Source organism: Cellulomonas sp. KU4C (assembly GCF_056868065.1).
In genome coordinates this window covers 2,646,986-2,659,085 of sequence record NZ_CP200322.1, presented here as the reverse complement: position 1 = coordinate 2,659,085, position 12,100 = coordinate 2,646,986, and the positions used below count along the sequence as shown (strand labels likewise).

Here is a 12,100-nt window from a genome sequence, read left to right as displayed (position 1 = left end):
CGTCGGGCCATCAGTCTTCCACCCCGAAGAACGCCCGGACCCCCGCCAGTGCTTCCCGGAACACCGCGACCTCCTCGTCCGTCGTGTACACGGCCGCGGACGCGCGGGCGGTGGCGGCGACGCCGAACCGGCGGTGCAGGGGCTGCGCGCAGTGGTGCCCGACCCGCACGGCCACGCCGGCGTCGTCGAGGAACTGGCCCACGTCGTGCGCGTGCACGCCGTCGACCACGAACGACACCGTCGCGAGCCGGTCGCGGTTCTCGGCCGGGCCGATCAGGCGGACACCGGGCACCGACGCCACGGCGTCGAGCAGCAGCCCGGCGAGGTGCGTCTCGTGCGCGGCGACCGCGTCCATGCCGAGCTCGGCGAGGTAGGTCGCGGCGGCACCCATGCCGATGGCCTGGGACACCATCTGCGTGCCCGCCTCGAACCGGCGCGGCGGCGGCGCGTAGGTGGTCTGCTCCATCGTGACGACCTCGACCATCGAGCCGCCGGTGGTCACGGGCGGCAGGGCCTCGAGCAGCTCGCGGCGGCCGTACAGCGCGCCGACGCCGGTGGGCCCGAGCATCTTGTGCCCGGAGAACGCGGCGAAGTCGACGCCGAGCGCGGCGAGGTCGACCGGCAGGTGCGGCACGCTCTGGCAGGCGTCCAGCACGGTGAGCGCGCCCACCTCGCGGGCGCGGGCCACGAACGGGGCGACGTCGGTGACGGCGCCGGTGACGTTCGACGCGTGCGTGAACGCCAGCACCTTCGTCCGCTCGCCGACCACGGTCGCGAGCTCGTCCGCCCGGATCCGTCCGTCGTCGTCGACCCCGAGCCAGCGCAGCGTGGCGCCGGTGCGGGCCGCGAGCCCTGCCAGGGCACGAGGTTCGCGTGGTGCTCGAGCTCGGTGACGACAATCTCGTCCCCGGGGGCGAGCGCGAACCGCCGCGCCGCCGCTCCCCCGCGCCCGAGCGTCGCGTTCGACATCGCGTACGCGACGAGGTTGAGCCCCGCGGTCGCGTTCGAGGTCCAGACGAGCTCGTCGTCGCGGACGCCGACGAACGACGCGACCTGGGTGCGCGCGGTCTCGAACGCCTCGGTCGCCTCCTCCGCGAGCTGGTGCGCGCCGCGGTGCACGGCGGCGTTACGCTGCGCGTAGAAGTCCTGCTCGGCGTCGAGGACGACCTCGGGCTTCTGCGACGTGGCCCCCGAGTCGAGGTAGACCAGCGGCCGGCCGCCGCGCACGGTCCGGGTCAGCAGCGGGAAGTCGGCCCGCACGGCGGCGAGCTCGGTGGCCCCGAGCGTCGGCGTGCCGTCGGGCCGGTCCAGCGTGTCGGTCATCTCGGGAGTCCTCGTCGTCGTCGTGCTGGTGCTGGGCCGGGGCGACGGACGCCGCCCCGGCCCGGGTGGACCTGGTGTCAGGCGCTGGGCGCCGTGGTCAGGAACCGGTCGTAGCCCTCGTTCTCGAGGCGCTCGGCGAGCTCGGGCCCGCCCTCCTCGGCCACGCGGCCGTCGACGAACACGTGCACGAAGTCCGGCGTGATGTACCGCAGGATCCGCGTGTAGTGCGTGATGAGCAGGACGCCCACCTCGGTGGACTCCTTCACGCGGTTCACGCCCTCGGACACGATCCGCAGCGCGTCGACGTCCAGGCCGGAGTCGGTCTCGTCGAGGATCGCGAACCGGGGCTTGAGGAAGCTCCATCTGCAGGATCTCGTGACGCTTCTTCTCGCCGCCGGAGAAGCCCTCGTTGACGGACCGCTCGGAGAACGTGGCGTCCATCCGGAGCTTGTCCATCGCGCCGGTCATCTCCTTGACCCAGGTGCGCAGCGGCGGGGCCTCGCCGTCGATCGCGGTCTTGGCGGTGCGCAGGAAGTTCGACACCGAGACGCCGGGGACCTCGACCGGGTACTGCATGGCGAGGAACAGGCCGGCGCGGGCGCGCTCGTCGACGGTCATCGCGAGGACGTCCTCGCCGTCGAGCGTCACGGTGCCGGAGGTGATCTGGTACTTCGGGTGACCGGCCAGCGAGTAGGCCAGCGTGGACTTGCCGGAGCCGTTCGGGCCCATGATGGCGTGGGTCTCGCCGCTGTTGATGGTCAGGTCGACGCCGCGGAGGATGGGCTTGGGGCCCTCCTTCGTCTCGACGCTGACGTGCAGGTCGCGGATCTCCAGGGTGGACATGTCGTTCTCCTCGAAAGCTCAGGCAGTGACGTCGACGTCGACGAGCACGCGCTCGCCGTCGACGGTCAGGGGGTAGACGGGGACGGGGCGGACGGCCGGGGGGCCCAGCGGCTCGCCGGTGCGCAGGTCGAACCGCGACCCGTGCAGCCAGCACTCCACGGTGCAGCCCTCGACCTCGCCGTCGGACAGCGACACCGAGCCGTGCGAGCAGATGTCGCTGATGGCGTGCAGCGCGCCGTCCTCGTCGCGGACGACCGCGACCTCGACGGGGCCCGACGCGCCCTCGAGCTCGACCCGCAGGGTGCCGGCCACGGGGACGTCGGAGGTCAGGCAGGCGAGCTGCGCCGTCATGCCGGCTCGTCCTGCGAGGAGACCGACGCGGGCTCGACGAGGATGGCGCGCTCGGCGTCGGTCTCGTCGGTGATGTCGGACGCCAGGTCGCCGCCGGTGACGGCCGTCGCGCCGGAGAACTCCGACATCGACTGGGCGAGCTCGCGCTCGATCGCGGTGATGAGCCGCTCCTCGACCTCGGGCACGCCGATCTGGTGGATCAGCTCGGCGAAGAAGCCGCGCACGACGAGCCGCCGGGCGTCGGCCTCGGGGATACCGCGCGCCTGGAGGTAGAACAGCTGCTCGTCGTCGAACCGGCCGGTGGCGCTGGCGTGGCCCGCGCCCTCGATCAGGCCGGTCTCGATCTCGAGGTTCGGCACCGAGTCCGCGCGCGCGCCGTCCGTGAGGACCAGGTTGCGGTTGAGCTCGTAGGTGTCGGTGCCCTCGGCCTCCTTGCGGATCAGCACGTCGCCGACCCACACAGTGTGCGCGCCCTCGCCCTGCAGCGCGCCCTTGTACGTGACGCGGGACGTGCAGTTCGGGACCGCGTGGTCCACGAACAGGCGCTGCTCCTGGTGCTGCCCGGCGTCGGCGTAGTACACGCCGAGCATCTCGACCGAGCCGCCCTCGCCGGCGAACTCCGCGTCCGGGGTGACGCGGACCACGTCGCCGCCGAGGGTCACGACGATGTGCTTGACCGTGGCGTCGCGACCGAGCTTCACGCGGTGCGCGGCGGTGTGCACGGTGCCGGCGTCCCAGTCGTGCACGGAGACGACGGTGAGGTGCGCGCCGTCCTCGGCGACGACCTCGACGGTCTCGGTGAGCAACGCCGAGCCGACGTGGTCCAGCAGCACGGTGGCCTGGGACAGCGGCTTGGCGTGCACCAGCACGTGGCTGGCGCTCGGCTCGAGCTGACCCTCGACGCCCTCGATCCGCACGGACGTCACCGTGGACGCGACGGCCTCCTGCGGGACGGTCACGACCGTGGCCCGCGGGAACGACGCCCACGCGACGGCCGCGGCGCGGTCGCCGGGCTCGCCGGCGGTGCCGAGGCGCACGTCGCCGCGGTCGACGATCTCGACCTCGACCTCGGGCGCGTTCACGACCGTGGTGAGGACGCCGTGGCCGGTGAGGGTGCCGGTCTGCGCCGCGAACAGCGGGGCGATCCGGTCGACGGGCGAGAACCGCCACTCCTCCTCGCGCCCGGTCGGGACGGGGAAGTCCGCGACGTCGAACGAGGTGGCGCGCGCGGCCCGCGACGACTGCGGGACGCCGCCGACGCCGTGGGTGTGCGCGCCGTCGGCGGTCGCGCGGGAGTGGTCCGTGGACAGACCGGTGGTCTCGGGTGTGGTGGTCGACATCAGCCGACGGCCCCTTCCATCTGCAGCTCGATCAGGCGGTTCAGCTCGAGGGCGTACTCCATGGGCAGCTCGCGCGCGATGGGCTCCACGAACCCGCGCACGATCATCGCCATGGCCTCCGTCTCGGTCATGCCGCGGGACATCAGGTAGAACAGCTGGTCCTCGCTCACGCGGGACACCGTGGCCTCGTGGCCCATCGACACGTCGTCCTCGCGGACGTCGACGTACGGGTAGGTGTCCGAGCGGGAGATCTGGTCGACCAGCAGCGCGTCGCAGAGCACGTTGGACGCGGAGTGCGACGCGCCCTCGAGCACCTGCACCAGGCCGCGGTACGACGTCCGGCCGCCGCCGCGGGCGACCGACTTCGACACGATCGACGACGACGTGTGCGGGGCGGCGTGCACCATCTTGCAGCCGGCGTCCTGGTGCTGGCCCTCGCCCGCGAAGGCGATGGACAGCGTCTCGCCGCGGGCGTGCTCGCCCAGCAGGTAGATCGCCGGGTACTTCATGGTGACCTTGGAGCCGATGTTGCCGTCGACCCACTCCATCGTCGCGCCCTCGGCCGCGGTCGCCCGCTTGGTCACGAGGTTGTAGACGTTGTTCGACCAGTTCTGGATCGTCGTGTACCGCACGCGGGCGTTCTTCTTCACGATGATCTCGACCACCGCGGAGTGCAGCGAGTCGGACTGGTAGATCGGGGCGGTGCAGCCCTCGACGTAGTGCACGTACGAGCCCTCGTCCGCGATGATCAGCGTCCGCTCGAACTGGCCCATGTTCTCGGTGTTAATCCGGAAGTAGGCCTGCAGCGGGATCTCGACGTGCACGCCCGGCGGCACGTAGACGAACGAGCCGCCCGACCACACGGCGGTGTTCAGCGACGCGAACTTGTTGTCGCCCGGGGGGATCACGGAGCCGAAGTACTGCTCGAACAGCTCCGGGTACTCCCGCAGCCCCGTGTCGGTGTCGACGAAGATGACGCCCTGCGCCTCCAGGTCCTCGCGGATCTGGTGGTAGACGACCTCGGACTCGTACTGCGCGGCCACGCCGGCGACGAGGCGCTGCTTCTCGGCCTCCGGGATGCCCAGGCGGTCGTAGGTGTTCTTGATGTCCTCGGGGAGCTCCTCCCACGAGGTCGCCTGCTTCTCCGTCGACCGCACGAAGTACTTGATGTTGTCGAAGTCGATGCCCGACAGGTCCGCGCCCCACCAGGGCATCGGCTTCTTGTCGAACAGGCGCAGGGCCTTGAGGCGGGTCTTGAGCATCCACTCGGGCTCGTTCTTCAGCGCCGAGATGTTGCGCACCACGTCCTCGGACAGCCCGCGCTGCGCCAGGGCGCCCGCGGAGTCCTCGTCGTGCCAGCCGTAGCCGTAGTTCCCGATCGAGGCGATGGCCTCGTCCTGGGTCATCGGCTCGGCGGGCTTGCCGGTGTCCGTCGTCGTCATCTTGTCGTCCTTCCGCGGGAGCACGGGGGGTCGGGGGCTCGGTCAGGTTCGGTCGGTCGGCCGGCGGACCGGCACGATCGGGATGTTCGTGGTGCAGACGTGGCCGCCGCCGGCCAGCGTCGCGAGGCGCTGGACGTGCACGCCCAGCATCCGGGAGAAGGCGTGGGCCTCGGCCTCGCAGAGCTCGGGGAACTCGCTCGCGACGTCCTGCACGGGGCAGTGCCCCTGGCACAGCTGGATGGCCGCGGTGCCGGGCACCGGGCGGGCGGTCGCGGCGAAGCCCTCGAGGGCCAGGCCCTCGGCGAGGACCCGCACGCGGCTGGCGGTGTCGGCGCCGGCCTCGGCGAGCGCGTCGGCGTGCCGGACCTCGAGCTCGCGGACCCGGCGCTCGGCGAAGCTGCGGACCGCGTCGGCGCCGCCGATCTCCGCGACGAACCGCAGCGCCTGCGAGGCGAGCTCGGAGTACTGCTGGGACAGCGCGGCCTGGCCGGCGGCCGTGACCACGTAGCGCTTGGCCGGGCGCCCGCGGCGGGCCGGACCGACGGGTCCGCCGTCGTGCACGGCGATCTGCTGCTCGCCCTCGAGCACCGCGAGGTGGCGGCGGATCGCGGCGGCGGTCAGGTCGAGGTCGGCGGCGAGCTCGGCCGCGGAGACCGGGCCGTCGGCGGCGACGATGTCGAGGACGCGGCGGCGGGTGCCGGCGTCCGCGTCGACGTCGGCCGGGCGGACCGGGGCGACCTCGGGGGGACAGTCGCCGTCGCGCGACGCGGCGGGCGCCTCGGGTGCGGGCGTCGTCGGGCTCATGCACACCTCCGGTTCGCTGCTGCGCGGCTGCGGGACGGGTCCGTGACGGAGCTCCCGATATCGGCAACATCCTTGTTGCCGAAATAAGTCCTGGCAAGCAAGGTTCGCCTCACCCGACGGCGCGGCCCCTACACTCGCGGGGTGCTCGGCCAGACCTCCTCCCCGCCGGCCGTCGAGGTCCGCGGGCTCGTGAAGCGGTACGACGGCCGCGCCGTCGTCGACGGGCTCGACCTGCACGCCTCCCCCGGGCGGGTGACGGCGGTGCTCGGACCGAACGGCGCGGGCAAGACCACGACCGTCGAGTGCTGCGAGGGGCTGCGGTCCCCCGACGGCGGCACCGTGCGCGTCCTGGGGCTCGACCCCGTCGCCGACGCGGCGGCGCTCCGGCCCCGCGTCGGCGTGATGCTGCAGGACGGCGGCCTGCCGACCGGCGTCCCCGCGCTCGGGGTGCTGCGGCACGTCGCCCGGATGTACGCCCGCCCCCGCGACGTCGACGAGCTCGCCGACCGGCTGGGCCTGCACCCGTTCGCGCGGACCACGGTCCGCCGGCTGTCCGGCGGGCAGAAGCAGCGGCTCGCCCTCGCGACCGCCGTCGTCGGCCGCCCCGACGTGGTGTTCCTGGACGAGCCGTCCGCCGGCCTCGACCCGCAGGCGCGCCGCGCCGTGTGGTCGCTGGTCGAGGAGCTGCGCGCCGACGGCGTCGCCGTGCTGCTCACCACGCACCTGATGGACGAGGCCGAGGCGCTGGCGGACGACGTCGCCGTGGTCGACCACGGCCGGGTCATCGCCCGCGGCACCGTGCCGGAGCTGCTCGCCGGGACGCACGACGGCACCGGGCCCGCGCTGACGTTCCGCGCCGGCCCCGGGCTGCCGGTCGACGACCTGGCGCGGGCGCTGACCCCGGCCGGCGAGCCCGCCGCGACGGCCGTCCGCGAGACCGGGCCCGGCGCCTACGCCGTCGACGCCCCCGCCACCCCCGCGCTCGTCGCCGCGCTCGCCACCTGGTGCGCGGACCGCGACGTCCTGCTCGCCCGGGTCGACGTGGGCGTGCGCACCCTCGAGGACGTGTTCCTCGACCTGACCGGACGGAACCTGCGATGACCGCGCCCGCGCACGCCCCCGACCGGGCCGCGCCCACCGCCCGCCGGGTGCGCGCCCAGGCGCGGTTCGAGACCCTCGCGGTCCTGCGCAACGGCGAGCAGCTGCTCGTCACGCTCGTCATCCCCGTGGTCGCGCTGATCGCCCTCGGCCGGTCGTCGTTCGTCGACGTCGGCACCGGCGGCGCCGCGCGGATCGACGTCGTCACCCCCGGCGTCCTCGGTCTCGCCGTCATGGCCGGGTCGATGACCTCGCAGGCCATCGCGACCGCGTTCGACCGCCGCAACGGGGTGCTGCGGCTGCTCGCCACCACGCCGCTCGGCCGGGGCGGGCTGCTCGCCGGCAAGGCCCTCGCGGTGCTCGTCGTCGCGGCGCTCCAGGTGGTCGTCGTCGGCGCGGTGGCGCTGGCGGTCGGCTGGCGGCCCGCCGCGGCCGGGCTCGCACCCGCCGCCCTCGCGCTGCTGCTCGGCGTCGCGGCGTTCACGGCGCTCGCGCTGCTGCTCGCCGGGACGCTGCGCGCCGAGGCCGTGCTGGCGGTCGCGAACCTGCTGCTCGTGGTGCTGGCGGTCGTCGGCGGCGTCGTGCTCCCCGTCGCCGACCTGCCGGGCTGGTGGGCGTCGGTCGCGCAGTGGCTGCCGCCGGGCGCCCTCGGCGAGGCCCTGCGCGGCGCGCTGGTCGACGGCGCGTTCCCCGCGGCGCACCTCGGTGCGCTGGCGGCGTGGACGCTGGTCCTCGGCGCCGCCGTCCGCCGCTGGTTCCGCTGGAGCTGACGGCCACTGCGCCGGCCGGGTGATGAACGCCTCGTGCGCGGCGTCACGAGCGGCGCGCGGCGGCCCGTAGGCTGGATCCGTGAGCCGTTCCGAGGTCGCCGACGCCCCCGCACCCCCGTCCACGAGGGACCGGCTCGCCGCCTGGCGCGACCGGTTCGCCTACCCGGTGCTGGTCGCGAACCTGGTCGGCCAGATCGGGATCATCGTCACCGGCGGCGCCGTGCGGCTCACGGGCTCCGGCCTCGGCTGCTCGACCTGGCCGCAGTGCGAGCCCGGCGAGTTCACCCCGCGGTTCCACGAGGCGATGACGTACCACCCGCTCGTCGAGTTCGGGAACCGCACCCTCACCGGCGTGCTCGGCGTGCTCGCGCTGGCCACGCTGCTCGTCGTCGTCACCGACCGGACCCGCACGCGGTCCTACCGCTGGCTCGGCGCGGCCCCGCTGGTCGGCGTCGCCGCCCAGGCGCTCATCGGCGGCGTCATCGTGCTGCTGCACCTGCACCCCGCCTGGGTGAGCCTGCACCTGCTGGTCTCGATGCTCCTGGTGGTGGCCTCGACGCTGCTGGTGCACCGCAGCCGCGAGGGCGACGGACCGCGCGTGCCGGTCGTCGGGCCCGCCGCGCGCCGCCTGGTGCCCGTGCTCGCGGTCCTGCTGACCGTCGTCCTCGTGCTCGGCGCGATCACCACCGGCGCCGGCCCGCACTCGGGCGACGAGGAGGTCGGCTACCGGTTCACCGTCGACCCGTACCTGATGGCCCGCGCGCACGCCGCGTCGGTCTGGCTGTTCCTCGGCGTGCTGGCGGTGCTGCTGTGGCTGAACCGCCGCGGGCCCGCGGTGCTGCGTCGCCGCGGCTGGGTGATGGTCGTCCTGGTGCTGCTGCAGGGGGCGATCGGCTACGTGCAGGTGGCGACCGACCTGCCGGTCCTCATGGTGCTGCTGCACATGCTGGGCGCGGCCCTGCTCGCGGCGGGGACGACGCGGTACCTGCTGACGTTCCGCACGCGGGCCTGACGCCCGCCCCGCCGGACGACTCGCCTACGACGCCGCGACCAGCGGCGCCCCCGCATCGAGCAGCGCCCGCGCGGCCGGGCCGTCCAGCGGCGCGTCCGTGACGATCCCGGTCACCTCGCCGAGCGGCAGCACGCGGAACGGCGACGCCGCACCGATCTTCTCCGCGCTCGCCAGCACGTAGGTGTCGCCCGCGCGGGCCGCCAGCGTGCGCTTGGTCGCGGCCTCCTCGGCGTCGCCCGTGGTCAGGCCCGCCTCGGCGTGCACGCCGGTGACGCCGAGCAGGAACACGTCGGCGACGATCCCCGCGGCGGCCTCGGCCAGCAGCGCCCCGGACGTGACCACCGAGTGCTTGAACAGCCGGCCGCCGAGCACCAGCACCTCGACCGTCGGGTGCTCGGCGAGGGCGGCGGCGACCGTCGGGCTGTGCGTGACGACGGTGGCGCGCAGGTCGGCCGGCAGGGCGCGGGCGACCGCGAGCGCGGTGGTGCCGCCGTCCAGGATCGCGGTGCTGCCGGGGCGGATCAGCCGCGCGGCGGTGCGGGCGACGCGGTCCTTGTTCTCGACGGCGACCCCCTGGCGGACGGCGTAGTCCGCGACGGCCGGCGAGACGGGCAGCGCGCCGCCGTAGACCCGCTGGCAGAGCCCCGCGGCGGCGAGGTCGCGCAGGTCGCGACGGACGGTGTCCTCGGACAGGCCGAGCCGGTCGGCGACGTCCTTGGCCACCACCCGCCCCTCGGTGCCGAGCACCCGCAGCAGCTCGTCCCGTCGTTGTGCCGGCAGCATGGCGCCTCCTCGCTCATTTATGTTGATCCCTAGTGTTGCACAGTTCTGCACGTTACTGTCGGCACCATGACCGCACAGATGATCCTGATCGCCGGCCCCTACCAGTCGGGCACCGACGGCGACCCCGCGAGGATGGCCGCGAACCTCCGCCGGCTGGAGGAGGCCGCCTGGCCCGTGTTCCAGCGCGGGCACGTGCCCATGATCGGCGAGTGGGTGGCCCTGCCCGTGCTCTCCAGCATGGGCGCCGACGGACCGACCGACCCGCGCGCCGCCGACGTCCTCTACCCGACCGCCGAGCGCCTGCTCGAGCACTGCGACGCGGTGCTCCGGCTGCCCGGCGCGTCGCAGGGCGCGGACAACGACGTCGCGATCGCGCGGCGCCGCGGCATCCCCGTCTACACCTCGGTGGACGAGATCCCGCACGCCACCGCCTGACGCCCGACGGCATGCGCTGACCTGCGCCTCCGCGGGCACGACTCCCGGACCCTCGTCTGTGTCGCAGGTCACATCTACGCTCGTCCCCATGGAACAGGCGATCGAGGCCCGCGGGCTCGTGAAGCGCTACAAGGGCGTCACCGCCCTCGACGGCGTCGACCTCACCGTGCCGTCCGGCACGGTGCTCGGTCTGCTCGGCCCCAACGGGGCCGGCAAGACCACCATCGTGCGCGTCCTGACCACCCTGCTGCGGCCGGACGCCGGGAGCGCGCACGTCATGGGGGTGGACGTCCTCGCCCGCCCCGCCGAGGTCCGGCGCCGGATCGGCCTGTCGGGCCAGTACGCGGCCGTCGACGAGTACCTGTCCGGGTACGAGAACCTCGACATGATCGGCCGGCTCTACCACCTCGGCGCCCGACGCTCCCGGGAGCGGGCGCGCGAGCTGCTCGCCGCGTTCCGGCTCGAGGACGCGGCCGACCGCCCCACCCGCACCTACTCGGGCGGGATGCGGCGCCGGCTCGACCTCGCCGGGGCGCTGGTGGCGGACCCGCCGGTGATCTTCCTCGACGAGCCGACCACCGGCCTCGACCCCCGCGGCCGCACCGACATGTGGGAGGTCATCCAGACCCTGGTGGCAGGCGGGACCACCCTGCTGCTCACGACGCAGTACCTCGAGGAGGCCGACGTCCTCGCCGACGAGATCGTCGTCATCGACCACGGCAGGATCATCGCGCAGGGCACCGCCGACGAGCTCAAGCGGCAGGTCGGCGGCGAGCGGCTGGAGCTCACCGTCGCGGACGCCGCGCAGCTGGCGCTCGTCGGTGCGGCGCTCGAGCCGCTCGGCGTGGCCCGCGCGACCGTGGACGAGGGCCGGCGCTCGTTCGTCATGCCCGTCTCCGGCGGCCCCGAGGTGCTCAGCGAGGCGCTGCGCCGCCTCGACGACCAGGCCGTCCGGCTCGAGGACGTCGGCCTGCGCCGCCCCACCCTCGACGACGTGTTCCTGTCCCTGACCGGCAAGGCCACGGACCCGGGTGACGAGCCCGGCCGCGGCGACGCAGGAGGTGCGTGATGGCCGTCCCGTACGTGCTCGCGGACGCGGCGGTGGTCGCGAAGCGGAACATCATCAAGATCAAGCGGGTCCCCGACCTCCTGGTCTTCACCACGCTCTCGCCGATCATGTTCGTGCTGCTGTTCTCGTACGTGTTCGGCGGGGCGATCGACACCGAGGGCGGGGGCGCCGCCTACCGGGAGTTCCTCATCGCGGGGATCTTCGCGCAGACGGTCATCTTCGGCTCGACGGTGACGGGCGCCGCGCTCGCCGAGGACCTCAAGAAGGGCATCCTCGACCGGTTCCGGTCGCTGCCGATGGCACCGTCGGCGGTGCTGACCGGGCGCACCTTCTCCGACGTGATCAACAACGTCATCGTGCTCGTCGTCATGGGTCTGACCGGCCTGGTGGTCGGGTGGCGGATCCGGTCGTCCTGGCTCGACGCGCTCGCCGGGGTCGGGCTGCTGCTCGTGTTCGCCTACGCGATCAGCTGGATCATGGCCTGGGTCGGGATGCTCGTGCCCAGCCCGGAGGTCGTGAACAACGCCTCGTTCGTCATCATCTTCCCGCTGACGTTCGTCGCCAACACGTTCGTGCCGCTCGAGACGCTGCCCGGGCCGCTGCAGACCTTCGCCGAGTGGAACCCCGTGTCGTCGGTGACCCAGGCCGCGCGCGAGCTGTTCGGCAACATCCCGCCGGGCACCCCCGAGCCGACCGCCTGGCCCCTGCTGCACCCCGAGCTGTACACGCTGATCTGGTCGGCGGTGATCCTGCTGGTGTTCGTCCCGCTGGCGAACGCGCAGTACCGGGTGTCGACCAGCCGCTGACCAGCGCGCGGCCGCGGGCCCCGG

Annotated in this window: 11 protein-coding genes and 2 pseudogenes; 6 read left to right on the top strand and 7 right to left on the bottom strand. The window is 73.8% G+C overall.

Translation table 11 applies throughout. The features are described 5' to 3' along the window. Nucleotides 1–10: 10 nt before the first annotated feature. From AC1VL8_RS12560 to AC1VL8_RS12535, 6 genes and pseudogenes are all read right to left on the bottom strand, one after another. A pseudogene (locus AC1VL8_RS12560) lies at nt 11–1,323 on the bottom strand (SufS family cysteine desulfurase). 77 nt (nt 1,324–1,400) lie between these two features. Beyond that, nucleotides 1,401–2,166: pseudogene (gene sufC, locus AC1VL8_RS12555) on the bottom strand (Fe-S cluster assembly ATPase SufC). Nucleotides 2,167–2,184: 18 nt separating this feature from the next. Beyond that, nucleotides 2,185–2,517: a non-heme iron oxygenase ferredoxin subunit gene (locus tag AC1VL8_RS12550; RefSeq protein WP_389227967.1), complete on the bottom strand. Its 333-nt coding sequence runs from the start codon at nt 2,515–2,517 to the stop codon at nt 2,185–2,187. Continuing rightward, the gene (sufD, locus tag AC1VL8_RS12545) at nt 2,514–3,857 is read right to left on the bottom strand and encodes a Fe-S cluster assembly protein SufD (RefSeq protein WP_483075377.1); all 1,344 of its coding nucleotides are present in this window, start codon (nt 3,855–3,857) and stop codon (nt 2,514–2,516) included. Before sufD ends, AC1VL8_RS12550 begins: the two co-directional genes overlap by 4 nt. Continuing rightward, nucleotides 3,857–5,299: a Fe-S cluster assembly protein SufB gene (sufB, locus tag AC1VL8_RS12540; RefSeq protein WP_483075376.1), complete on the bottom strand. Its 1,443-nt coding sequence runs from the start codon at nt 5,297–5,299 to the stop codon at nt 3,857–3,859. The genes sufD and sufB overlap by 1 nt, the downstream gene beginning before the upstream one ends. A gap of 42 nt (nt 5,300–5,341) precedes the next feature. Beyond that, nucleotides 5,342–6,103, bottom strand: coding sequence for a helix-turn-helix transcriptional regulator (locus AC1VL8_RS12535; RefSeq protein ID WP_483075375.1), 762 nt, complete (start codon nt 6,101–6,103; stop codon nt 5,342–5,344). A gap of 141 nt (nt 6,104–6,244) precedes the next feature. Between AC1VL8_RS12535 and AC1VL8_RS12530 the strand changes: the two genes are divergently transcribed. From AC1VL8_RS12530 to AC1VL8_RS12520, 3 genes are all read left to right on the top strand, one after another. After that, nucleotides 6,245–7,204 carry an ABC transporter ATP-binding protein gene (locus tag AC1VL8_RS12530; protein WP_483075374.1) on the top strand — a complete coding sequence of 320 codons (960 nt, stop codon included), beginning with the start codon at nt 6,245–6,247 and terminating at the stop codon, nt 7,202–7,204. Continuing rightward, complete coding sequence (locus AC1VL8_RS12525; protein WP_483075373.1) at nt 7,201–7,971, top strand: ABC transporter permease; 771 nt, start codon at nt 7,201–7,203, stop codon at nt 7,969–7,971. Before AC1VL8_RS12530 ends, AC1VL8_RS12525 begins: the two co-directional genes overlap by 4 nt. A gap of 79 nt (nt 7,972–8,050) precedes the next feature. Beyond that, the gene (locus AC1VL8_RS12520) at nt 8,051–8,983 is read left to right on the top strand and encodes a COX15/CtaA family protein (RefSeq protein ID WP_389227952.1); all 933 of its coding nucleotides are present in this window, start codon (nt 8,051–8,053) and stop codon (nt 8,981–8,983) included. Nucleotides 8,984–9,007: 24 nt separating this feature from the next. On the opposite strand, the gene AC1VL8_RS12515 is transcribed toward AC1VL8_RS12520, so the two are convergent. Continuing rightward, nucleotides 9,008–9,766: a DeoR/GlpR family DNA-binding transcription regulator gene (locus tag AC1VL8_RS12515; RefSeq protein WP_483075372.1), complete on the bottom strand. Its 759-nt coding sequence runs from the start codon at nt 9,764–9,766 to the stop codon at nt 9,008–9,010. A 66-nt stretch (nt 9,767–9,832) separates the two neighbouring features. Here AC1VL8_RS12515 and AC1VL8_RS12510 point away from each other — a divergent pair, with 66 nt between their 5' ends. The 3 genes from AC1VL8_RS12510 to AC1VL8_RS12500 all read left to right on the top strand — a co-directional run bounded on the left by AC1VL8_RS12510 (nt 9,833) and on the right by AC1VL8_RS12500 (nt 12,076). Continuing rightward, nucleotides 9,833–10,201, top strand: a complete 369-nt coding sequence (locus tag AC1VL8_RS12510) for a DUF4406 domain-containing protein (RefSeq protein WP_389227946.1) — start codon at nt 9,833–9,835, stop codon at nt 10,199–10,201. Nucleotides 10,202–10,289: 88 nt separating this feature from the next. Continuing rightward, on the top strand, nt 10,290–11,270 hold the full coding sequence (locus tag AC1VL8_RS12505; protein WP_389227943.1) for an ATP-binding cassette domain-containing protein: 981 nt from the start codon (nt 10,290–10,292) through the stop codon (nt 11,268–11,270). Then, on the top strand, nt 11,270–12,076 hold the full coding sequence (locus AC1VL8_RS12500) for an ABC transporter permease (RefSeq protein WP_389227940.1): 807 nt from the start codon (nt 11,270–11,272) through the stop codon (nt 12,074–12,076). Before AC1VL8_RS12505 ends, AC1VL8_RS12500 begins: the two co-directional genes overlap by 1 nt. Nucleotides 12,077–12,100 lie beyond the last annotated feature (24 nt).

Excerpts from the sequence above, each read along its gene's own strand:
- AC1VL8_RS12550 (WP_389227967.1), bottom strand. The coding sequence starts at position 2,517 with ATGACGGCGCAGCTCGCCTGCCTGACCTCCGACGTCCCCGTGGCCGGC.
- sufD (WP_483075377.1), bottom strand. The coding sequence starts at position 3,857 with ATGTCGACCACCACACCCGAGACCACCGGTCTGTCCACGGACCACTCC.
- sufB (WP_483075376.1), bottom strand. The coding sequence starts at position 5,299 with ATGACGACGACGGACACCGGCAAGCCCGCCGAGCCGATGACCCAGGAC.
- AC1VL8_RS12535 (WP_483075375.1), bottom strand. The coding sequence starts at position 6,103 with ATGAGCCCGACGACGCCCGCACCCGAGGCGCCCGCCGCGTCGCGCGAC.
- AC1VL8_RS12525 (WP_483075373.1), top strand. The coding sequence starts at position 7,201 with ATGACCGCGCCCGCGCACGCCCCCGACCGGGCCGCGCCCACCGCCCGC.
- AC1VL8_RS12515 (WP_483075372.1), bottom strand. The coding sequence starts at position 9,766 with ATGCTGCCGGCACAACGACGGGACGAGCTGCTGCGGGTGCTCGGCACC.
- AC1VL8_RS12510 (WP_389227946.1), top strand. The coding sequence starts at position 9,833 with ATGACCGCACAGATGATCCTGATCGCCGGCCCCTACCAGTCGGGCACC.
- AC1VL8_RS12505 (WP_389227943.1), top strand. The coding sequence starts at position 10,290 with ATGGAACAGGCGATCGAGGCCCGCGGGCTCGTGAAGCGCTACAAGGGC.
- AC1VL8_RS12500 (WP_389227940.1), top strand. The coding sequence starts at position 11,270 with ATGGCCGTCCCGTACGTGCTCGCGGACGCGGCGGTGGTCGCGAAGCGG.